Origin of the sequence: Trueperella pecoris (genome assembly GCF_014926385.1) — a bacterium.
Classification (GTDB): domain Bacteria; phylum Actinomycetota; class Actinomycetes; order Actinomycetales; family Actinomycetaceae; genus Trueperella; species Trueperella pecoris.
In genome coordinates this window covers 527,278-549,087 of sequence record NZ_CP053291.1, presented here as the reverse complement: position 1 = coordinate 549,087, position 21,810 = coordinate 527,278, and the positions used below count along the sequence as shown (strand labels likewise).

Below are 21,810 nucleotides of genomic sequence, written 5' to 3'. Positions count from 1 at the left end.
CTACCCAATCCCCGGTGAGCAAATGTGAGAGTATGGGACGTGGAGCACTGATCAAAGGAGAACTCGTGGTAGACAACACTGAAACTACCCCCGCAGTGAAGATTGGCATCCTGACCTCGGGCGGTGACGCACAGGGCATGAACGCCACCGTCCGCGCTGCCGTCCGCACCGCGTTGCAACTCGGGGCACAGCCCTACGCGTTCCTCGAAGGTTGGCGTGGCCCCGTCGAGGGCGGGAACCTCATCAAGAAGATGAACTGGTCCGACGTCTCGGCCACCATCAACAAGGGAGGTACGGCGATCGGTACGGCCCGCTCCGATGAGTTCCGCGAGCGCTCGGGCTTGAAGAAGGCCGTCTACAACTTTGTGTCCAACGGAATCGACCGCCTCGTCATCATGGGTGGTGATGGCACGCTCACGGGCGCGGATGAACTTCGCGAACTCTGGCCCGAACTCCTTGCCGAACTCGTGGCCGAGGGGAAGGTCTCGCCCGAACAGAGTGAGCGACACAAGAAGCTGATGATCGCCGGCGTCGTCGGATCAATCGACAACGACCTCGTGGGCACGGACATGACCGTGGGCGCCGATTCTGCCCTGACCCGCATCATCGAAGCGATCGACGCCATCGCGGCGACCGCGGCCTCCCACCAGCGCACATTCATCATCGAAGTCATGGGGCGCCGGTGTGGCTACCTCGCCCTCATGTCGGCCATCGCGGGCGGATGCGACTACATGTTCATCCCCGAGCGCCCGCCGGCCGAGGGCTGGGAGGATCGCCTTTGCAAGAAGCTACGCCTCGGCCGCGAGAACGGCCGGCGTGATTCGCTCATCGTCATCGCCGAAGGCGCCACGGATCGGGCGGGCAACCCGATTTCGGCAGAGCAGGTGCGTGCGGCAATCAAGGAGCGCATGGGTGAAGACCCCCGCATCACCTCGCTTGGGCACGTGCAGCGCGGTGGTACGCCCTCGGCCTATGACAGGTGGATGCCCACCCTCCTCGGCTACACCGCCGCGTGGGACATGGTTCATGCCACCCAGGAGACGGACCCAGTCATTATCGGCACCCGCCGCAATAAGCTCGTGCGCCTGCCCATGATGGAGGCCATTCAGAACACGCGCGCGGTGAAGAAGTATCTCTCCGAAGGCGACTGGGAAAACGCCGTGGCCTCCCGCGGCAATCACTATCAGGAGATGATTGACCTCTACCAGACCCTCTCCTCGCCCACCGCGCCCGAACGCCCGGAGGACTCCAAGCGGATCGGCATTATCCACGCCGGCGGCCTCGCGCCGGGTATGAACCCTGCTGCCCGCGCGGCCGTCAAGCTCGGCATCGACCGCGGCTACACGATGCTTGGGGTCGAAGGCGGCTTCCCGGGCCTGCTGGACGGCAAGATTCGTGAGCTTCAGTGGCACGACGTCGAGGGCTGGGCCGAGGACGGCGGCGCCGAACTGGGCACCCGCCGTACGATCCCGGATCTGGACCAGTACTATGCGCTCGGCCGCGCGATCGAGAATGCCCGCCTCGATGGCCTGATCGTCATTGGTGGCTTCAAGGCCTACAAGATGGTCTACGAGATGCAGAAGGAATCCTCGCGATACCCCGCGTTTAAGATCCCGATGGTCCTCGTGCCGGCGTCCATCGACAACAACCTGCCCGGCTCGGAATTCTCCATCGGCGCGGACACCACGCTCAATTGGAACACGGAGACGATCGATCGCATCCGCCAGTCCGCTTCGGCTTCCCGGCGTTGCTTCGTGGTGGAGACGATGGGCCGCAAGTGCGGTTACCTTGCGCTCATGTCCGCGCTGACCACGGGCGCTGAGCAGGTCTACCTGTACGAGGATGGAATTACGCTGAGCCAACTGGCCGCGGACACGGCCAAGATGATTCGTTCCTTCGAGGACGGGCGCCGCCTCTACCTTGTGGTACGCAACGAGGACGCCTCGGAGTATTACAACGCCGACGTGTTGGCCAACATCTTCGAAGAGGAAGGCGGCGATCTGTTCGACGTCCGCTCGGTCATCCTCGGTCACGCACAGCAGGGTGGCAACCCCTCTCCCTTCGACCGTACGTTCGCGGTTCGCCTTATCAACGCGGCTATGAAAGCCCTGGCGTGTGAGCTCGATACCGGCAGGCACGGCTCGTTCCACGTGGGAATGGTGGACGGCCGTATCGAGGCCCAGCCGGTGGCACACATGGATGAGCTAATCGACATGGACGATCGTCTCCCCTACGAGGCGTGGTGGCACTCGCTGAAGGAAGTCCTTTACGTCGTCTCCGACCCGACCGCCGAGCTCACCCTAGACCAGCTTCCGATCGTCATCGACCTCGACGAGTAGCGGCGCAACGACGCCGTCGCTCACCTTGAGACAAAGGCCGTGGCTGTTTTTCTGCCGCGGCCTTTGCGTTACGGTACCGGCGGAGTGTTTCCCCAGGCCGCGAGGGCGAAGAGCAGAACTGCACCTATCATGAGCACGGTGGCGTCGTGAGCCTTCGTCCGCACCCAGGGCACGGCTCCGTTCGGGAGGGCCACCCGCGCCGCCGCGATGCTGACCAGTGAGGCACTCAGGAGGTAGGTGGCCACTTGCACGTCGGCAAGAAAGCCGGCTGCCAACACGGCCGCGACCCACGCAACAAGAAGGACATAGACAATGGCAGGCGGGAATTTGCTGCTGCCCTTGTCGCGCTCCTTGCTCATGATTCTCCTCGGCTCGGCGGTGCGTCTTGATTGTAGCCTGTCAGTGCGCGAAATGCCTCGTGTGCGTCAGGTACATCGTCACGCCCGCGCGCTGTGCCGCTTCGATGACGTCGGCATCGCGGATGGATCCGCCCGGCTGGACGACGGCCGAGACACCCGCGTTCGCCAGCACCTCGAATCCGTCAGCAAAGGGAAAGAACGCGTCGGAGGCGGCGACGGCGCCACGTGCACGCTCGCCGTCGCCGAGCGTGTTGGCTCGCTCGACGGCCAGTTTGCACGAGTCCACACGGTTAACCTGGCCCATGCCCACGCCCACCGTCGCGCCGCCCTTCGCCAAGAGGATCGCGTTCGACTTCACGCAACGTACAGATCGCCAGGCGAATTCGAGATCGGCGATCGTGGCCTCGTCCGCAGGCTGGCCTGCCACGAGCTCCCAAGAGGCGACTGTGTCGCGTTCGGTCAGCACGTCAGCCTCCTGGGCCACCGCGCCGCCGCTGATCGGGCGGATGTCGAGCGATCCGCCGGCGGGTTCGACCACCAGGATGCGCAGGTTCTTCTTCGTACGCAGGATCTCCAGCGCATCGTCGTCGAAGGCCGGAGCCGCCACGACTTCGGTAAAGATCGGCTTGAGCTGCTCGGCCATGCCGCGGGTGACCGGGCGGTTGGCCGCGACCACACCGCCATAGGCCGACTGCGGATCGCAGGCGTGGGCGAGGGCATGAGCGCGAGCGACGTCGTCACCGACGGCCACCCCGCACGGATTCGCATGCTTAACGATGGCCACCGCGGTGCGCTCATGGTCGTAGGCCGCGCGCACGGCTGCCTCGGTGTCCTGATAGTTGTTGAAGCTCATCGGCTTACCACCCAGCTGGGTGGCGTTCGCCAGCCCTCGGCCCGAATCGTCCCGATAGAGGGCCGCCGCCTGGTGCGGATTCTCGCCATAGCGCAGGTCCTCGGTCTTCGACCAGCGCGGGCTGAGCTCGTCGGGCAGTTGCGTGCCGCCCGCGTCGGCACCTTGCCCGGCAAACCAGGCGGCAATCGCGGCGTCATAGGAGGCGGTGTGTGCGAAGGCGGCCGCGGCGAGCTCGCGTTTGAGTCCCTCAGTTATTGCGCCCTGCTCAAGCTCGCGGGCCACGCCGGCGTACTGGTCCGGACTGGTGACGACGGCGACGTCGCGGTGATTCTTCGCGGCGGCGCGGATGAGCGCCGGCCCGCCGATGTCGATCTGCTCGATGCATTCCGCCGGCTGCGCGCCCGAAGCAACCGTTTCAGCGAAGGGATAGAGGTTGACGACGACGACGTCGATCGGCTCGATTCCCAACTGCTCCATCGCCGAATCATCCGTGCCCCTGCGCGCGAGGATGCCGCCGTGCACCTTGGGATGAAGCGTCTTGACGCGGCCGTCGAAGGACTCAGGAAATCCCGTGATGGCTTCGACCGGGGTGACCGGTACGCCCGCGGCGGCGATGGCGGCCGCCGTCGATCCCGTAGATATCAGCTCCAGCCCCGCTTGTGACAGCGACCTCGCAAACTCGGCGATTCCGGTCTTGTTCGAAACTGAGATCAGCGCGCGGGCCATACATCCTCCTAGAGATCCGACGGACCTAGCCTATCGAGGGCTGCTCACGCTCCTCCTCGTTGTCCACGGAAGGAACCTCATCCGTCTCACTGGTCGAAACGACACCCGACGGCGTCGTGGGAGCTTCCTCCCCCAAACCCCAATCTGACAGCGATTCCGGCGTCTCAGAAGACGTTCTCTCAGTGCGGCGGTCGCCGCGTTTGCCCGACAGGTAGGCACGCGTAGCAGGATGCATCGCGAGGGTACCCAGCACACTCGGCAGGCCAACCAGAATGAGTACGGCAGCGAACATGAGAGCGGGGTACGGCCCCACAGTGGCAAGGCGCTCGGGCCCCAACGCTCCTGCCGACATCGCACAACCTATCGACACGGCAAACGCGATCGCTACTGAAGCCACTGTGTCCGAGAGAAGACCGCCACCAAGGGTGCTCTCTTCGCGCTTGGTGGCGTACATGCCCAGCCCGAAGAAGATCACAGCCACGACACCAAGTAGCCACGGATAGCCCGCCGACACCGACGGGAGGGCGCCCAACAGCGGAATCGCCGGGAGCGGCGCCGACTCCACGCCGAGGACCGAATAATTCGTGCCCACGCCAATCGCAAATCCCGGGCCCAGCAGCCACGCCAACGCCCACATCAACGCTGTCGGCAGGTACATGAGCTGAAGGAGCACAAGGCCCACGCTGCCCACCGCCCCGGCCAGATAGAAGCCGTGGATCTGAATCATGCGCGACCAGCCCATCACGAGGGCCAGTAAGCCAACGGCCAGGGCCAGCCCGCCCAACGCTCCGGCCATCAGGCGTAGACGCGGGAGGGCGCGATCGAGGTAGGGAAGGTTAATGAGCTCCTCGCGCGCCGCTGCCAAGGAACTCGCGAAGCCGGCCGCTCCAGCGCCGGCGATGGCAGCCCACCACACGCCGTCCGGGCGAACTACCGCGCCGATCACGGCAACGACGAGTGCCTGGGCGATCGTCGCCGCGGCCACCTCGGCCCAGGTTACAACGCCCCGACGCCGAAAAATGACGTAGCTCGCGTACAGCGCGATCAGCGTGATCAAGCTTGGCATGAGCGAGACCGTCACCCCGCCAATCTGCGTGGAGCTGCCGAAGGCGGTCATCCACCAGCCCGTGCCCACGCGGGACGCGTCCCGCCAGGTAATCTCTCCCAACATCGGCGCCGACGCCGTCAACGTGTAGAAGACGATCGCATAGACGACCATCGCTAACCAGGTGAAAAATGGCGGGGCGATCGCGCCTCGTGCTACGACGAGTTCGCGGGAAAGATCAATGGTTTTCACCCTTCCATCGTCGCGTGAAGCCGCGCCCGACTCAGGCACCTAGGTTCGGCGTGTTGCACGCGTGCCTGCAGCCGGGCGCGGGAATCACCACGGAATCAGTGCGTAGTCCTCGCTCGTTGCGCCCCGCACCTTGCCGCCCTCGGCGCGGTAGTCGCCGATGTGCTTTTCCAGATATCCGACGACGAACGGGCAGATCGGCACCGCCGTCAGGCCGCGTTCACGCACGCCATCCAGCGCGCTGCGCACGAGTGCCGTTCCGACACCCTGCCCGCTCACCGACGGCGAGACCTCCGCGTGGGTGAAAATCACCGCGTCGCCGTTACGAACGTATTCGACGAGGCCCACGCGCTCGTCGTTGGCAAAAATCTCGAAGCGAGCTTGCGCCTCGTTGTGCTCAACACGTAGCGGCATGCCGCTCTTACTTGTCAGTTCCATGACTCTCCACAGTCTTTTCACGTCGTTAGCCTGGGCCACGGCCACACGCCCCGGTTACGGGCCCAAGATCTCACGGCTACTTGCCCAAGATCTCCCGGGCGAGGTTGGCCGTTTCGGTCGGCGTCTTTCCAACCTTAACGCCGACGGCTTCGAGCGCCTCTTTCTTCGCGGCTGCCGTTCCCGCCGAACCCGAGACGATGGCGCCCGCGTGGCCCATCGTCTTGCCCTCGGGGGCGGTGAAGCCTGCAACGTAGCCAACCACCGGCTTGGTGACGTTGTCCTTGATGAAGGCGGCGGCGCGCTCTTCGGCGTCGCCACCGATTTCACCAATCATCACGATGAGGTCCGTCTCCGGATCGGCCTCGAAAGCCTTGAGCGCGTCGATGTGGGTGGTGCCGATGACGGGGTCGCCGCCGATGCCGATACAGGTGGTGAATCCGATGTCGGACAGCTCGTACATCATCTGGTAGGTCAGCGTGCCCGACTTAGACACGAGGCCGATACGGCCCGGGCCCGTGATATCCGGCGGCGTGATGCCCACGTTGGACTGGCCAGGCGTGATGATGCCCGGGCAATTCGGCCCGATGAGCTGAACACCCTTGTCGGCGGCGTAGGTGAAGAACTCGGCCGTGTCCTTCACCGCGATGCCCTCGGTGATGATGACGACGAGGCACATCCCGGCATCGACTGCCTCAATCACCGCAGCCTTGGCAAATGCCGGCGGGACGAAGATGACGGAGACCTCGGCACCCGTGGCCGCCTTCGCCTCAGCAACCGTCCCATAGACGGGCACCGAGACCGTTCCGTCCTGGCGCTCCTGCGCGCCGTAACCAATCGGGGTCACCTCGAAGTCCACCGTGGTGCCAGCCTTGCGCGGGTTGGTTCCCGCCACGATCTGGGTTCCCGCGCCGAGCATGCGGCGCGTGTGCTTCTGCCCTTCGGCGCCGGTCATTCCCTGGACGATGACCTTGTCGTTCTTGTCAAGAAAAATAGCCATGCCTTAACCCCTACTTCGCGGCTAACTCGGCTGCCTTGGCGGCAGCACCATCCATCGTGCCAACAAGCGTCACCAGCGGGTGGTTCGCCTCCTGAAGAATCGCTCGCCCCTCCGCGACGTTGTTGCCGTCGAGTCGCACGACGATCGGCTTCGTCGCCGCATCGCCAAGTATCTCCAGCGCCTTCACGATTCCGGTCGCCACCTGATCACAGGCGGTGATACCGCCAAAGACGTTGACGAATACCGACTTCACATCAGGATCACCCAAGATCACGTCCAGACCGTTGGACATGACGGTCGCGTCCGCGCCACCTCCGATATCGAGGAAGTTGGCCGGCCCCACGCCGTACTCCTCGCCGGCGTAGGCGACGACGTCGAGAGTGGACATCACGAGGCCCGCACCGTTTCCGATAATGCCCACGGAGCCACCGTCGAGCTTGACGTAGTTCAGGCCGAGGCCCTTCGCCTTCGCCTCGAGCGGGTTTTCCGTCTGCTTATCGACGAGTGCCTCGTGATCGGGCTGACGGAAGCGTGCGTTATCATCCACGGTTACCTTGCCGTCCAGCGCGATGATCTCGCCGCCGGAGGTCTTGACCAGCGGGTTGACCTCCACAAGTGTGGCGTCCTCCCCCGCGTAAACCTCGCCTAACTTGACGATAACTTCGACCACCTGGCCCTTGAGCTCCTCGGGGAATCCGGCGGCGTCGACGATCTCGTGTGCCTTAGCCTCCGTGACACCCTCGATCGGGTTGACCGCAACCTTGGCCAGTGCCTCCGGGCGCTCGACGGCGAGCTGTTCGATCTCCATGCCGCCCTCGACCGAGCACATGGCGAGGTAGCGCCGCTGCGAGCGGTCCAGCAGGATCGAGAAGTAATACTCCTCGGCAATGTCCGCGCCTGCGGCGATGAGCACGCGATGGACGGTGTGCCCCTTGATGTCCATGCCGAGAATCTCCTCGGCCTTCTCCTTGGCTTCCTCGGCGCTACGCGCAAGCTTGACACCGCCCGCTTTGCCGCGGCCGCCCGTCTTAACCTGGGCCTTGACGACCACGAGGTCGCCTTCCTTGAGCAGCTCCGTCGCTGCCTCGAATGCTTCATCCGGTGTGCTGGCAACCTTGCCCGCAAGCACGGGAACGCCGTGCTTGGCAAAGAGGTCACGCGCTTGGTACTCGTAGAGATCCACGAAATATCCTTTCGCTTGGCGAATATCCCCGATTGTCTCGGCGTCGAGACATCTCTTTGAGCATACCGAAGATCGCCCCCGTTCGCGAAGGTTTTCTAGGACTTTCTACTCTATGAGCGAGTTCTGCCGAATTCCGACACCGAGCGTCAGCTGCACGGAAAATTTTTCAATAGATTCCTTCACGAGATTGCCATAAAAGTTTGCGCCCGCGATCGTGGTGTGCGTGGCGTCCACCTGGAGCAGGTCCGGATTGTCCGCAGCCACCTTGTGCCAGTCAACGAGATATACGTTCGGATACTCCCCTGCGATCTTCGCCAGGGAGGCGTTGGAGGACTCGATGAACGTCGAGGGCGAATACAGGTTGACGAGGAGAATCATGCGTTCTGGGCCGAGGCCCTGGATAACCCGGCGCACGTCGTCTTCCTCGGGCACTCCGCCGTTCGTACCGTAATCGACGACTGCGACTCGGCCGATGGCCTCCTGCGCAAGCCCCGCATCCACGACGCCGGGGGCGTCCGACCACTTGAGATTCGACTTGGCGAGGAAGGTCATGCCCGGCATCGCAGCCTCGAGCCCGGTCTTGGAGGCCACCACCATCGAATCCCCAATCGCGGTGACCTCCGGCCATGCCGGCATCGAGGTATTCAGCGACGGCACGAGGGCCGACGGTGGCAGGAGCGGCCCCTTGTCCGCGGGGGCGCCGCTGGGAATCGCGCCAACCGGCGATTCATTTCCCTCGATCATGAGCTGAGTCTGGCTCTTGGCCGGAGCGAGAATGAGACCAAGGATCGTGGCCAACGCCAACAGCGCCACAAGACCAGCCCCCACCTTGGCGGCGCTACCGGCCACGACGGCGTCGTAGAAACTCCGCACGAAGGCGCGAATGCCCCGCCGGCGCACCGGGGTTTCTAGGTAGCGGTAGGACACCTCGCACACGATCGCCGTCACGAGCAGCGCTACAAGGGACCTGCCGACGTATGCAGGCGAGCCGACGGCCACCGGGAAGGCCACTCCCGAGATCACCAGGACCGGCCAATGCCACAGGTAGAGGCCGTACGAACGTGTGCCAATCCAACGAAGCACGCGCCCCTCGCCGATCAGAGCCAACATCGAACCCGGCGCGATCATCGCGCCGATCACGACCGCGGCGAGCAATGACGCGATGAACATGCCACCCATGTACGCCCACGGGCCCGTGTCGGGCAGGATGAAAATGAAGACCGCGAGCAGGCCCAGCGCCGCCCACCCGTACCACGAGCTGTACCGGCGCCAATGCTCCTGGCCAAGCACCCGCGCCGACGGGTCGGCCCACAGGAAGGCCAACCCGATGCCGATCGCGATGCCGAAGATGTGAGTATGGGTGCCGTAGTACAGCGTGCTCAGGGCCTCGCCGTTGAAGAGCACCATCATCAACCCGGCCGACGTCACCGCTATTACGCTGGCGAGAGCCAGGCGCGAGCGCCAGCTCGGAAGGAGAGCCAACACCACGAGCATCAGAAGTGGCCAGAACAGATAGAACTGTTCCTCAATGGCCAGTGACCAGAAGTTCTTGAAAAGGTTCGGAGTCGTCTGGTCGAAGTAGGAAGAGCCATGCGCGATTTCGAGCCAGTTCGTCGAAAAGGTCAGGGCGCCGAGCACCTGCCGGCGAATGCCCACCAACAAATCGCGATGGACCGCCAGCGCCGCCGGAACCACCACCAGAATGAGGGCAACGAGTGCCGGTACCAGACGCCGAATTCGGCGCTGCCAGAAGGCCTTGAGATTGATGAAGTTGTAGGCCCGGTCCTCGCGTAGCAACAACGTTGTGATGAGGAAGCCAGAAATAACGAAGAAGACGTCGACCCCGAGGAAGCCTCCCTTCACCACGCCCGGGAAGACGTGATAGGCGATCACGGAGGCCACGGCGAGCGCGCGCAGACCATCGAGCCCGGAGATGTAGCCGCCGTGATCAGCCATGGACGCAGGCAGGTGGCCGGACGGCCGAGCGCGAGTCGTGTCCTCAGCCGGACGTGGGGTGCGAAGCGAGTAATTCATGAGACCTTCTCCAGGGGCGCGAAGCGCAACATCAGCCGCTTCGTCGGGCCCGAATTGAACTTGACCTTTGCGATCGTGGAACGCCCCTGGCCTTCGAAAGCAATGATCTTTCCAACCCCGAAGGACTTGTGACGTACCTTGTCTCCGACGGCCAGGCCGGTCGTCTCCAGTTTGCCCGCCGCCGCACCGGTCTGCCCCGCAGCTCCCGACGCCGCCTTGCCCGCCCGCGAGGAGGCATCGGCCCGTCCCGAAACGCCGGCCGGGCGCCCACCGGCACTCGCTGCCGGCGCGGATGGCGAGGAGCCAAACTTACTCGGCACGAAGGGCTTGTTGGCCGCCGTGCCGCCGGTCGCACCAAAGGCAGGCGCGAAATCGTCGTCATTCCAGGACTTTGAATACCGCGAGCGCCCCCAGCTGGCCGCGCCGCGCAGAGTCTGCATCGAGGACTCGTCCCGCCGCCAGTCCATCACGTCGGCCGGAATTTCCTCGAGGAAGCGCGAAGCGGGCAGCTCCTGGGGAGCGCCCCACTGCGAGCGCGTGCCCGCGCGGGTGATATAGAGGCGCTGGCGAGCACGGGTGAAGGCAACGTAGGCCAGGCGGCGTTCTTCCTCCAGCTCGGACGGCGAATTCATCGCCCGGATGTGCGGGAACGTGCCATCCTCCATGCCAGTCACGAACACCACCGGGAATTCGAGGCCCTTGGCTGTGTGCACGGTCATGAGCACGACCTCGCCCTCGCCGCCGTCGCCATCAGGAATCTGGTCGGAATCGGCCACGAGGGACACCTGGTCGAGGAAGTCGCCCAGCGTGCCGCCGTCGTTAACCACTGAAAAATCCGAGGCCACCGAGTGGAACTCGGCAAGATTCTCCACCCGGACCTCGTCCTGCGGGTCGTTTGACTTCTGCAACACGGGCAGGTAGCCGGAGCGGTCCATGACCTCGTCTAGCACGTCGGCGGGAGCGGCGCCCGCCTCCGCCTTCCCGCGAATCTCCTCAAGCATCGTGACGAACTCGCGCATCGCGTTGGCGGCGCGAGCCTGCAGCCCCTCCACCGCCGTCCGGCCCGCCGCGGCAGCGGCATCCGGGTGGGCGACGTCGGTCAGCGCAGCACCAAAGGACATCCCGTAGCGAGCAGCATGCGCCGCGACCGTGTCCTCTGCCTTCGCGCCCAACCCACGGCGAGGCTCATTGAGAATACGGCGAATCGAGACCGTGTCATCAGGATTGGCGATGGCCTGCAGGTAGGCGATCGCGTCCTTGATTTCCTTGCGGTCGTAGAATTTCGTGCCGCCCACAACCTTGTAGGGGATCCCCGAACGCACAAACATTTCTTCGAGCGATCGTGACTGGGCGTTAGTTCGGTAGAAGACCGCCATGTCCCCGTACACGTAACCCTTGCCCCGCAACTGGTCGATTTCCTCGACGACGAACGCGGCCTCGTCCGACTCCGCGTCCGCCACGTAGCCCACGATCTTCTCGCCACTGCCCGAATCGGTCCACAGTCGCTTCGGCCGTCGCCCGGCGTTGTTCGCGATCACCGCGTTGGCGGCCGACAAAATATTTTGAGTCGACCGGTAATTCTGCTCGAGCAAAATCGAGGTGGCGTTCGGAAAATCCTGCTCGAAATCTTGAATGTTGCGGATCGTGGCGCCACGGAAGGCGTAAATCGACTGGTCGGCGTCGCCAACCACGGTCAGCTCCCCGTGCGGCACATCGGACTCATTCCCGACGAGCACGCGGATCAATTCGTACTGCGCCACGTTCGTGTCCTGATATTCGTCCACCAGAATGTGGCGGAAGCGCCTGCGATAGTGCTCGGCAATCTGGGGGTTATCACGCAAAAGCTTGACGGTGAGCATGATGAGGTCATCGAAATCGACGGCGTTCGCCGCCCGCAAGCGCCGCTGGTAGCCAGAGTAGGCTTGCGCGACCACGCGATCGTCTCGATCCAGATCCCGGCACTCGAACTCGCCCGGTCCCACCATCTCATTCTTCAGATCAGACACGCGGCGAAGAAGCGCCTTGGGAGTGAACTGCTTGCCGTCAATATTTTCCTCGCGTACCACCATCGTCATCAGCCGATTCGAATCGGCTGAATCGTAGATCGTGAACGTAGAGCGCATCCCCAGAGCCTCATGCTCTGACCGTAAAATCCGCACGCACGCCGAATGAAAGGTCGAAATCCACATGCGCTGCGCGGTGGGGCCGATCATGACCTCCAGGCGCTCGCGCATCTCCTTCGCCGCCTTGTTCGTGAAGGTGATCGCAAGAATCTCACTCGGGCGCACCTTGCCCGACGCAATCAGGTGCGAAATGCGAGTAGTCAGCACGCGCGTCTTGCCCGAGCCGGCACCCGCCACCACCAGAAGATGCCCGCTCGCATGGACAACCGCCGCACGTTGCTGAGCGTTCAGACCCGCGAGCATCGCCTCATCCGCCCCGCCAGCCATGTTCGCCTTCCGGCCATCCGCTGGCGGCGCTTCCCATCGCCCATCAGGCACGGGCCCACGCGAATTGACGACCCCGCGCGGGTCGTTCATCTGCTGCGCGGCCGACACACGAGCCCGCAGACGATCCATAGCATTCATATAAGCATCTGACATAGCTACTTCAGCCTAATTCAGGCCCCCGACACTTTTTGTCAGGCTCCCCGCTAACGACGCCGTCGCGCGCCTTACACCAGAGCCCGTCCGCCTCGCAGCGCGCCAGGTCAGGGCGTGGAAGAGCCAGGGACGTCAAGGCCGGGCGTCGCAAGTTCACGACCCGACGGTTCACGGCGCAACGCGACGGCGCGCTGGAAGCGCCCCGACGGCGTCGTGAAGTGCGCCGCAGCGGAAGCCGATCTATGCGCGGGCCGCGGGCAGAATCACGGACGCCAGAAGGTTGATACATCCTTCTTCTGCTCGATGTTGTACTCGATGACCGTGGCCAGAAAATCGTAGGGAACGGGCTGCTCCCACGGCAAACGGAAAAGCTTGGTGCCGTGGGAAATCCCTCGCTCGCGAAGCTCATCGGCGAAGACGCCGATAATCTCCCCCTCCCCCGCCACGGCCATGTGCTTGCTCGCATAGGAGAAGCCGATGATGAACGTGCCATGATCCGTGGCCATGGGCTGATTCCACGCGATTCGCCAGCCGAGCTGCGGGTACGTTCGCTCCACCCATTCGAGCACCTCGATGGCACGTTCGCGGTGTGAGTCGAGGGCGATTTTGGACAGGACAGGCGCGAAAAAACTGGCGAGCGGTTCGCCGTCGCGGATGATGGTGGCCATGGCAGTCTCCTCAGCGGTTGGCGATAACTGTAGCGTAGCGAGGCGACTCTTGCAGGATTCTCCGCGTCACTGCCATAATGGCTACTCGATATCCGACGCACTGGCCGAAAATCCAACATAGTGACTGATTCGAAATCCTTCGTCGAGGACGTTGGAACCCCTCGCATACTTGCGTGCTACTCCCACCTCAGCGCGGCGGGATTCCAGCACAAACCGTCTGCCTCAGCACTCAACACGGGATCCAACAGACTCGAGGCCAAATGATATGCCGCCTCGATAGGTTTCAGCCAACTTGGCAAACCCGTTCCTTCCCAGAGTTTTGCGAATTGCCTTGCCTGACTCGTTCCCCAAACGGCAGGAAGCTCGAAGACCTCGGGATATTCAATTCCCCTGACCGCGGTTTCTCGACGCAGGCATTTGCTGAGTTTCGCACCATTGACGTGCGCGGTTGTCGCATAGACAGCAAGATCGACGAGGTCTTTCACCCTTGATGAGGGGCGACCATCATGCTCTTCAATAAGCGCGCAAACTTTGTCTGCTAGACCATTCTCCACGGGGTACACAAAGTAATCGCAGGACGGTATTCCCTGGATCCCTATCCGGTCTGCAGGGGCGATGACTTCCACCCCGTCGATCGGCACCTCGTCAATGACAAGGTCGATAGAAATAGGTTTCATTCGTTTTGCTCCCATGACTGGCAAGAAGCGAACCGAAAATCCGCGACGGTACTCCTGCTCAGCCTTGATCGGCCGCGATCCAAGGTATTCAAAGGCAATGAAGTCCCCCGCGTCCCTTTGAACGAGTTCCCTTAGCCTCGTCACCGCGTCGAAAAGGTCACTTGCTTGTGTCACCAAATCGATGTCTCGAGTTGCCCGTGCATCTGTGGTTCGTGCCAAAACCGCATGGCCGCCTTTGAGCACGAATTCGTTATTGCCGCTCGAAAATACGCGGTACAAGAGTCTATGGAAATAGAACGACGAAACGGCACGGTTTGTATCAAACGGAGAGGACACTGCAGCGGCCTTGAGCGCCATTTCAAGTGCAGCAGGACTTTTATATATCATCGCTTCGCCGCCTTATCACTCAGATGAGCATCACTGAGCAAACCTTGGAGGAGGTCAGCGGTTACATCCTCGCCGAAGTGGTCTTGGAGAAGTAGTTCGAGCCTGGCGAAGTCGAAGTCGTTACTCGACAGCCAGGCGTCCTCCAGAACAGCAGCAACGAGGGAAAGGTCCTCATCGTCAACGACCAGGTCAAATACCGTGCGTTCAGGACGCGTAACTAACACACCGTGAGCAAACATCACGTCGTGGCGGGCAACCCTGCGCTTCGCGAAACTTGCTGAAGGATTTCTCGAGTTAAATCGCGACGGCGTATAAATGCGGAACGGAGAGAGGTGAAAGTCGCCGATTTCGAGAAGCGCCGAGGCAGTGGAGCCACCAATAGCAATTCCATCCCAATCCGCAAAGACAAGCCGCTCGTGAGTAAACTTCGCCGGAGAGGTCAGCTTCCATATCGCAGCAAGCTCATCGGTATAGGAAGAACCAGACCCAATCATTCGATAAGCCCCGCGCATGACCCTTACGACCCGGCCAGATTCACAGGCATCGTGGAGTGCATCCCGGGTAATGCCTAGCCGTTTAGCTTGAGCTGTCGTAAATACGCCCTCAGACTCAGCGAGCTGGGCGATAGCGCCGGAATGATTCATGTTCACCATGTTTCAATTGTAGGGTATTTGCCTACAAATGAAACCCCTTTCGATGTGCCGTTGTATTTCCGTTCGTGATTCGGCTCCCTCTCCAACGACATTCACCCTTTGTACTGGATACTTCACCCCATGTGCGCGCGGCATATTCCTGCTCATTCCACTCATTTCTAAGAGAGAATTAAGGCGACGACGCACGCTCAAGATCCTGACAAAAACTCTCAAGTCCGCAGAGGGTGCCGAGCGGGCTTACATGGTTGGTCCCCGGCGAGGCCTTAGCGGCGCACCTTGCCACTGGTGACGCACCTCGGCGTTCGTGACGCACTTCAAACGCCGGTGTTAGGTGCGTCATTGGCGGAGAAGTGCGTCGCTAAGGGAAAGGTGCGTCATGGACGGAGCGCCACGGGAGCGGCGCACGCCAATCCGCACGCACCAACCCACACCCACCAGACCCTCACACACAACGAACGTGGCCCGGCCGATCACACCGATCGGCCGGGCCACACGCTCCACTGAGCACAGAGATTTACTCTATTACTCCCATTCGATGGTCCCCGGCGGTTTGCTCGTCACATCAAGCACCACGCGGTTAATCTCATCCACCTCGTTGGTGATGCGGCTGGAGATCTTCGACAGCACGTCGTAGGGAATGCGTGTCCAGTCCGCGCTCATCGCGTCCTCGGAAGACACCGGGCGCAGCACAATCGGATGGCCATACGTTCGCCCATCGCCCTGCACACCCACGGAACGCACGTCGGCCAGCAGCACCACCGGGCACTGCCAGATTTCACGGTCCAGACCGGCGGCGGAGAGCTCCTCACGCACGATCGCATCGGCCTCGCGCAGGATATCCAGGCGCTCACGGTTCACCGCGCCGACCACGCGGATACCCAGGCCCGGGCCAGGGAAGGGCTGCCGCCACACCAGCTTCTCATCCAGCCCCAGCTCCAGGCCAATCGCGCGCACCTCGTCCTTAAACAAGTCGCGCAACGGTTCCACAAGCTCGAAGTCCAGGTCTTCAGGCAGGCCGCCCACATTGTGATGGGACTTGATGTTAGCGGTGCCGTCGCCCCCGCCCGACTCCACCACGTCAGGGTACAGCGTGCCCTGAACAAGAAACTTAATTTCCTTGCCCTCGGCGCCGGCTTCTTCGATGAGCGCTCGCTGCGCGGCCTCGAAGGAACGGATGAATTCACGGCCAATGATCTTGCGCTTGGTCTCCGGATCAGTCACACCGTCGAGAGCGCTCAAGAATCGCTCTGACTCGTCAACCGCCACCACGCGGATACCCAGCGAGCCCGCGTAATCACGCACGACCTGCTCGGCCTCGCCCTTACGCAGCAGTCCATGGTCGACGAACACGCAGGTGAGCTGATCGCCTATGGCTTTGTGCACGAGGGCTGCAGCCACAGAAGAATCAACTCCGCCGGACAGCCCGCAGATGGCGTGCTTGTCCCCCACCTGCTCACGAATCTTACGGATCTGGTCCTCAATCACCGAGGACGAATCCCAGTTCGGCTCCAGACCAGCACCGTCACGCAAGAACGCCTCAATCTGCTCCTGGCCGTATTCGCAGTGTTTGGCTTCGGGGTGCCACTGCAGGCCAAACAACTTCTTGTCCACATTTTCCATGGCTGCCACGTCCGCGCCCGGCGTCGTGGCCGTCACGGTAAAGCCCTCGGGAGCACGCGTCACGGCGTCGCCGTGGCTCATCCACACGGTCGCGGAACGTCCGGCGGGACCGGTCACGACGCCGTCGCGAACCATGTCCGCCGGCGTCGTTCCGTATTCTTTCAAATCAGTTCGCCCGACCACGCCGCCCAGGGCGTGAGTCATCTGCTGGAAGCCATAGCAAATGCCAAGCACGGGTATGCCAGCTTCGAGCAGGGCGGGGTCGAGTTGCGGGGCGCCATCAACATAAACCGAGGACGGACCACCCGAGAGGATGATCGCGCGTGGCTCCTTGGCCAGCACTTTGTCCGCGCTCCACGAATGAGGCACGAGCTCCGAGTAATATCCAGCGTCTCGCACGCGCCGCGCGATCAGCTGAGCATTCTGAGCTCCATTATCAATTACTAAAACGGGGCGTAGTTCACTCACGCCCCTAGCCTACAGGGTCAAGAACTGCAGTGTCCTACGCGTCCGTATATGCACATGCTCGCCATCGACTGGATCGACGAAACTCAATTCCGCCGCAAGCAACTGCGTGGGGAAGGCGCGAGCGGCCGTCTCCTCCAGGGAGAGCACCTTCGGGTAAAGCGGGTCGCCGGTGATGGGCGCACCCAGGTGGTTGAGCGTCGCCCGCAACTGGTGCAGGCGTCCCGTGATCGGGCGCATCTCATACAGCGCCAGCGGCTGCGACCCGGCCGGGTTCGGTGCCGCGATATGCCTCACCTTCCGGATATAGGTTCGCGAATTAGGCTCGCCCGGCTCCACACGAACCGAGATCTCGCCCGCCGACCGCGTCAGAAAAAGATCGACCTGAATCCAGCCGTCGGCGTCGGGACCATTCACGATGCCGGGCAGCCGAGTCGTGAGCGCCTCCAGGTCAACGGCCGGCGCCACCGCCCGGTAGGCCTTGCCCACCGCCCGGCGCGCAAACATGTCCTGATAGGGGCCACGCCAGCGCGGATCCTCTGTCAAGAGCACGAGTCCTGCGGTTTCGGCATCGAGGCGATGGGCCGCCGCGACGTCGTCGTTGGAAAATTGCCGCCGTGCCGCTACCGTCACAGACCTGGCCACGTAGGACCCGCGCGGGATCGTAGCAATGCCGTGCGGTTTGTCGACGACGACGAAGCGCTCGCCCCGCTCAACCACGTCGAGGAGGATGGGCTGCGGGGGTTCATCGGGGACGGGCCGGAAAATGTGCACGCGCACGCCGGGCCGATAGGGATCGCTGGCGTGGGCCGGCTGGCAGAAGTCGTAGAAAATGTCACCGTCAAAAACGGCCGCGCCCGCACGGCCGAAGCGATGTTCGGCCCACTGGCCCAACGTCGAAAACTCTCCTTCCGGCAAAACCACCGGCGAAGCATTTATTCCACCACGCAACGCAGGCCGAATAGCGCGTTGGTGAGCCGATCGGCGCTGCGAACGCGGACGACGTCGTGACATCAAGCCTCCTCCCTGGCACGGGTGATGTTTCTCGCACCCCACAAAACGTGGGGTCAATGGCATTATGCGGCAACCGGTGTCATCGCGAGTCACAAACGTGGGACGATAGGAAGTGTGCACGGCCAAGCCGCGCTTTGTCCATTAATCAGAGAGGATGACATGACTAAGAGCGTCTACTTCACCGCCGCAGAGGGCAATTCGGGAACACGCCCGGTTGTTCGTGCGGTCATTGACCAGCTCAAGCAGGACTACCCCAACCTCGGCCTTTTCCGCGCCTTCACCAATGGCCCGATCGAAACCGACGGCGAGTTCGTTGACCTGCTAGCGCTCATCGGCCGCGAAGAGGACCTCGACGTCGCATGGGGCACCACCCGCCAGGCCTACGTCCGTGACGAAGAGGCCGCCATGACCGACCTCGTCAAGCGCTACACCGACTACGCCCGGGGCTTCGACGCCGTCCTCATCCTCGGCCTGCTCGATGGCGACCCGGTTAACCCCGGCGTCCTCGCTCGCACCGGCCGCGCGGCCGCCAACCTCGCCACCTCCGTCTTCCTCGTCGTCTCGGGCGCACTTCGCACCCCAGAGCAGATCGTCAACCTCTCCCACCTCGTCGCGCTCGAGATCCAGGGCGAAAACGCACCGATCTCCGGCGTCGCCGTCACCTCGGCCGAGCACCGGGTTGAAGAAGAGCAGGCCCCGCAGGACGCTCACACACCGATCGTTTACTTCTACGACGGCGAAGCTGTCGAGCTGTCCGACGCCGGGCGCGCCATCGTGCGTGAGGCGATGGAGCACGGCTCGAACGTCGTCACCCCGTTGAGCTTCACCTCCTCGCTCATTTCGCGTGCCCGCGCGCAGCGCAAGCGCATCGTCCTGCCCGAGGCCACCGACGAGCGCATCCTCGCGGCTGCCGACGAGCTGATCCGCCGCGAAGTTGCCGACATCATCCTGCTCGGCGACGCCGACGAGGTACGTGCCCACGCCGCCGAGCTCGGCTTCGACCTCAGCGCCGCCCAGATCGTCTCCCCCGCCGACCCCGCCTACGTCGCTAAGTACGCCGCCGAATTCGCTCGCCTGCGCGAGAAGAAGGGCGTCACCTACGATCAGGCCGTCGAGACGATTAAGGACCTGTCCTACTTCGGCACCATGATGGTCCACATGGGCGACGCCGACGGCATGGTCTCCGGCGCTATCAACACCACCGCCAACACCATCGTGCCCTCCTTCCAGATCATCAAGACCAAGCCGGGGGCCGCTCTCGTCTCCTCCTGCTTCCTCATGCTCATGGAGGACCGGGTCTACGTCTATGGCGACTGCGCCGTGACTACCAACCCCACCCCCGAGCAGCTTGCCGGCATCGCCATCTCTTCGGCCGAGACCGCTAAGCAGTTCGGCGTCGAGCCTAAGGTCGCCATGCTCTCCTACTCCACCGGTACTTCTGGCAAGGGACCGGATGTCGACGCCGTCGTGGAAGCCACCCGCATTGCCAAGGAGCAGCGCCCCGACCTCCTCATCGAGGGGCCGATCCAGTACGACGCCGCCGTCGACGCCAAGGTCGCCGCCACCAAGCTCCCGTGCTCCCCGGTCGCCGGGCAGGCCACCGTCTTCATCTTCCCGAGCCTCAACGCGGGAAACATTGGCTACAAAGCCGTCCAGCGCTCCTCGGGCGCGGTCGCCGTCGGCCCGGTCCTGCAGGGCCTGAACAAGCCGGTCAATGATCTCTCCCGCGGCGCACTCGTCGAGGACATCGTCAACACCGTTGCCATCACCGCCATCCAGGCACAGAACTAAAAGGAGAACCATGACCGTACTGGTTATCAATTCTGGATCGTCCTCGATCAAGTACCAGCTCATCGACCCCGTCAGCGGCGACTCACTCGCCAAGGGACTCGTGGAGCGCATCGGTGAGTCGACCTCCCACCTCGAGCACGAGGTCGGTGGCGAGTCCTTCGAACTCGATCAGGCCATCGCCGATCACGCCGAGGGCCTGACCCTGGTGATCAACATGTTCAACACGCACGGCCCGTCGCTGGCCGAGGCTGGCATCAAGGCCGTCGGCCACCGCGTCGTCCAAGGCGGCAAGTACTTCAACAAGGCCGCGCTCATCACCGACGAGGTTCAGCAGCTTATCGACGACCTTTCCCCGCTCGGCCCGCTCCACAACCCCGCCCACCTCAAGGGCATCAAGGTTGCTCGCGAGATGTTCGACGTGCCGAACATCGCCGTCTTCGACACTGCGTTCTTCCAGTCCCTCCCGAACGAATCCGCCACCTACGCAATCGACCGCGCCGTGGCCGAAAAGTACCAGATCCGCCGCTACGGCGCCCACGGCACATCCCACCAGTTCGTCTCCGGGCAGGTCAGCCAGATGCTGGACCGTGAGGACCTCAAGCAGATCGTTTTGCACCTGGGTAATGGTGCCTCGGCCTCGGCTGTGGTCAACGGTAGGGCCGTGGACACCTCAATGGGCCTGACTCCGCTGGAAGGCCTGGTCATGGGCGGGCGTACCGGCGACATCGATCCTGCCGCCGTCTTCCACCTGGTTCGCCAGGCGGGCATGAGCATCGACGAGATCGACACGCTGTTTAACAAGCAGTCTGGCTTGAAAGGGCTGGCTGGCGACAATGACATGCGCCAGGTGTGGAAGCTCGCCGACGAGGGCGATACGAATGCGCAGGAAGCCCTCGAGGTTTACGTCCACCGCCTGATCCACTACATCGGTGCCTACACTGCCGTGATGGGTGGCCTGGATGCCCTCACTTTCACTGCCGGTGCGGGCGAGAACGATTCGCGCCTGCGCGAGCGCGTGTGTGAGCGCCTGGCACCCTTTGGCGTGAAGCTCGATCTGGAGAAGAACTCCGTTCGGTCGAAGGAAGCCCGTGTGATCTCCACCGAAGATTCGGCGGTTACCGTCTGCGTGGTTCCCACCAACGAGGAACTGGCCATCGCACGCCAGGCGATGGAGATTATTTAGCGTTTGCCGGAAATCTGCGGGACGATTCTGGACCGATCTTCGTATATACGAAGATCGGTCCAGAAAACTCCCACAGATTCACACATCAGAAAGGACACCCATGATCGAACTTGCCACATCAGCCACTCCAGAGCTCGAGGCTGCTTTCGCCCGCCTCATCCCCCAGCTCTCCTCTGCCCAGCCGATGGACATTGAGCAGATCGAACAGCTAATCGCCCAACAGGCCATTGACCTGCTCCTTTACAAGGATGAGGGCGAGATCCAGGGCATGCTCACCCTCGTCACTTTCGCTATCCCGACCGGCGTCCGTGCTTGGATCGAGGACGTGGTAGTTGACGACGCAGCCCGCGGGAAGGGCGCTGGCCGCGCACTCGTCGAAGCCGCATGTGATCTGGCTACAAAGCGCGGCGCCAAAACGGTTGATCTGACATCACGTCCCTCGCGCGAGGCCGCTAACCGCCTCTACCAGCGCTGCGGCTTCGAAGCTCGCCAGACCAACGTCTACCGTTACGCAGGTAAGTAGGTG

Annotated in this window: 17 protein-coding genes; 4 read left to right on the top strand and 13 right to left on the bottom strand. The window is 62.9% G+C overall.

Going from position 1 to position 21,810, the window contains the following annotated elements; translation table 11 throughout:
- Positions 1-65 precede the first annotated feature (65 nt).
- Positions 66-2,339 (top strand): 6-phosphofructokinase, encoded by a 2,274-nt coding sequence (locus tag HLG82_RS02650; RefSeq protein WP_255313923.1) that lies wholly within the window; start codon positions 66-68, stop codon positions 2,337-2,339.
- A gap of 68 nt (positions 2,340-2,407) precedes the next feature.
- Here the strand turns inward: HLG82_RS02650 and HLG82_RS02645 are convergent, their stop codons facing one another.
- The 13 genes from HLG82_RS02645 to HLG82_RS02585 all read right to left on the bottom strand — a co-directional run bounded on the left by HLG82_RS02645 (position 2,408) and on the right by HLG82_RS02585 (position 18,310).
- Positions 2,408-2,698: a hypothetical protein gene (locus tag HLG82_RS02645; RefSeq protein WP_193327182.1), complete on the bottom strand. Its 291-nt coding sequence runs from the start codon at positions 2,696-2,698 to the stop codon at positions 2,408-2,410.
- Between the two features lie 40 nt (positions 2,699-2,738).
- On the bottom strand, positions 2,739-4,277 hold the full coding sequence (gene purH, locus HLG82_RS02640; RefSeq protein WP_193327181.1) for a bifunctional phosphoribosylaminoimidazolecarboxamide formyltransferase/IMP cyclohydrolase: 1,539 nt from the start codon (positions 4,275-4,277) through the stop codon (positions 2,739-2,741).
- 25 nt (positions 4,278-4,302) lie between these two features.
- Entirely contained in the window at positions 4,303-5,574 is a 1,272-nt protein-coding gene (locus tag HLG82_RS02635; RefSeq protein ID WP_193327180.1) for a cell division protein PerM, read from the bottom strand.
- A gap of 84 nt (positions 5,575-5,658) precedes the next feature.
- Complete coding sequence (locus tag HLG82_RS02630) at positions 5,659-6,009, bottom strand: GNAT family N-acetyltransferase (protein ID WP_216858958.1); 351 nt, start codon at positions 6,007-6,009, stop codon at positions 5,659-5,661.
- Positions 6,010-6,085: 76 nt separating this feature from the next.
- Positions 6,086-7,006, bottom strand: coding sequence for a succinate--CoA ligase subunit alpha (sucD, locus tag HLG82_RS02625; protein ID WP_193327179.1), 921 nt, complete (start codon positions 7,004-7,006; stop codon positions 6,086-6,088).
- A gap of 10 nt (positions 7,007-7,016) precedes the next feature.
- Positions 7,017-8,189 carry an ADP-forming succinate--CoA ligase subunit beta gene (sucC, locus tag HLG82_RS02620; protein ID WP_193327178.1) on the bottom strand — a complete coding sequence of 391 codons (1,173 nt, stop codon included), beginning with the start codon at positions 8,187-8,189 and terminating at the stop codon, positions 7,017-7,019.
- A 105-nt stretch (positions 8,190-8,294) separates the two neighbouring features.
- Complete coding sequence (locus tag HLG82_RS02615) at positions 8,295-10,223, bottom strand: acyltransferase family protein (RefSeq protein WP_193327177.1); 1,929 nt, start codon at positions 10,221-10,223, stop codon at positions 8,295-8,297.
- Positions 10,220-12,826, bottom strand: coding sequence for a UvrD-helicase domain-containing protein (locus HLG82_RS02610; RefSeq protein WP_193327176.1), 2,607 nt, complete (start codon positions 12,824-12,826; stop codon positions 10,220-10,222). The genes HLG82_RS02615 and HLG82_RS02610 overlap by 4 nt, the downstream gene beginning before the upstream one ends.
- Positions 12,827-13,089: 263 nt before the next feature.
- A complete protein-coding gene (locus tag HLG82_RS02605) occupies positions 13,090-13,494 on the bottom strand; it encodes an iron chaperone (protein ID WP_193327175.1) in 405 nt (134 codons plus the stop codon).
- Between the two features lie 176 nt (positions 13,495-13,670).
- Positions 13,671-14,558 (bottom strand): nucleotidyl transferase AbiEii/AbiGii toxin family protein, encoded by an 888-nt coding sequence (locus HLG82_RS02600; RefSeq protein WP_193327174.1) that lies wholly within the window; start codon positions 14,556-14,558, stop codon positions 13,671-13,673.
- Positions 14,555-15,211 carry a type IV toxin-antitoxin system AbiEi family antitoxin domain-containing protein gene (locus tag HLG82_RS02595; RefSeq protein WP_193327173.1) on the bottom strand — a complete coding sequence of 219 codons (657 nt, stop codon included), beginning with the start codon at positions 15,209-15,211 and terminating at the stop codon, positions 14,555-14,557. The genes HLG82_RS02600 and HLG82_RS02595 overlap by 4 nt, the downstream gene beginning before the upstream one ends.
- A 522-nt stretch (positions 15,212-15,733) precedes the next feature.
- The gene (gene guaA, locus HLG82_RS02590; RefSeq protein WP_193327172.1) at positions 15,734-17,299 is read right to left on the bottom strand and encodes a glutamine-hydrolyzing GMP synthase; all 1,566 of its coding nucleotides are present in this window, start codon (positions 17,297-17,299) and stop codon (positions 15,734-15,736) included.
- A 9-nt stretch (positions 17,300-17,308) separates the two neighbouring features.
- Positions 17,309-18,310: a pseudouridine synthase gene (locus HLG82_RS02585; RefSeq protein WP_193327171.1), complete on the bottom strand. Its 1,002-nt coding sequence runs from the start codon at positions 18,308-18,310 to the stop codon at positions 17,309-17,311.
- 159 nt (positions 18,311-18,469) lie between these two features.
- Here HLG82_RS02585 and pta point away from each other — a divergent pair, with 159 nt between their 5' ends.
- The 3 genes from pta (at position 18,470) to HLG82_RS02570 (ending at position 21,807) form a co-directional block, all read left to right on the top strand.
- A complete protein-coding gene (gene pta, locus HLG82_RS02580) occupies positions 18,470-20,101 on the top strand; it encodes a phosphate acetyltransferase (protein ID WP_193327170.1) in 1,632 nt (543 codons plus the stop codon).
- Between the two features lie 10 nt (positions 20,102-20,111).
- Positions 20,112-21,284: an acetate/propionate family kinase gene (locus HLG82_RS02575; RefSeq protein WP_193327169.1), complete on the top strand. Its 1,173-nt coding sequence runs from the start codon at positions 20,112-20,114 to the stop codon at positions 21,282-21,284.
- A 100-nt stretch (positions 21,285-21,384) separates the two neighbouring features.
- On the top strand, positions 21,385-21,807 hold the full coding sequence (locus HLG82_RS02570) for a GNAT family N-acetyltransferase (RefSeq protein ID WP_038101627.1): 423 nt from the start codon (positions 21,385-21,387) through the stop codon (positions 21,805-21,807).
- Positions 21,808-21,810 lie beyond the last annotated feature (3 nt).

Excerpts from the sequence above, each read along its gene's own strand:
- HLG82_RS02645 (WP_193327182.1), bottom strand. The coding sequence starts at position 2,698 with ATGAGCAAGGAGCGCGACAAGGGCAGCAGCAAATTCCCGCCTGCCATT.
- purH (WP_193327181.1), bottom strand. The coding sequence starts at position 4,277 with ATGGCCCGCGCGCTGATCTCAGTTTCGAACAAGACCGGAATCGCCGAG.
- HLG82_RS02630 (WP_216858958.1), bottom strand. The coding sequence starts at position 6,009 with ATGGAACTGACAAGTAAGAGCGGCATGCCGCTACGTGTTGAGCACAAC.
- sucD (WP_193327179.1), bottom strand. The coding sequence starts at position 7,006 with ATGGCTATTTTTCTTGACAAGAACGACAAGGTCATCGTCCAGGGAATG.
- HLG82_RS02615 (WP_193327177.1), bottom strand. The coding sequence starts at position 10,223 with ATGAATTACTCGCTTCGCACCCCACGTCCGGCTGAGGACACGACTCGC.
- HLG82_RS02610 (WP_193327176.1), bottom strand. The coding sequence starts at position 12,826 with ATGTCAGATGCTTATATGAATGCTATGGATCGTCTGCGGGCTCGTGTG.
- HLG82_RS02605 (WP_193327175.1), bottom strand. The coding sequence starts at position 13,494 with ATGGCCACCATCATCCGCGACGGCGAACCGCTCGCCAGTTTTTTCGCG.
- HLG82_RS02600 (WP_193327174.1), bottom strand. The coding sequence starts at position 14,558 with ATGATATATAAAAGTCCTGCTGCACTTGAAATGGCGCTCAAGGCCGCT.
- HLG82_RS02595 (WP_193327173.1), bottom strand. The coding sequence starts at position 15,211 with ATGGTGAACATGAATCATTCCGGCGCTATCGCCCAGCTCGCTGAGTCT.
- HLG82_RS02585 (WP_193327171.1), bottom strand. The coding sequence starts at position 18,310 with ATGTCACGACGTCGTCCGCGTTCGCAGCGCCGATCGGCTCACCAACGC.
- pta (WP_193327170.1), top strand. The coding sequence starts at position 18,470 with ATGACTAAGAGCGTCTACTTCACCGCCGCAGAGGGCAATTCGGGAACA.
- HLG82_RS02575 (WP_193327169.1), top strand. The coding sequence starts at position 20,112 with ATGACCGTACTGGTTATCAATTCTGGATCGTCCTCGATCAAGTACCAG.
- HLG82_RS02570 (WP_038101627.1), top strand. The coding sequence starts at position 21,385 with ATGATCGAACTTGCCACATCAGCCACTCCAGAGCTCGAGGCTGCTTTC.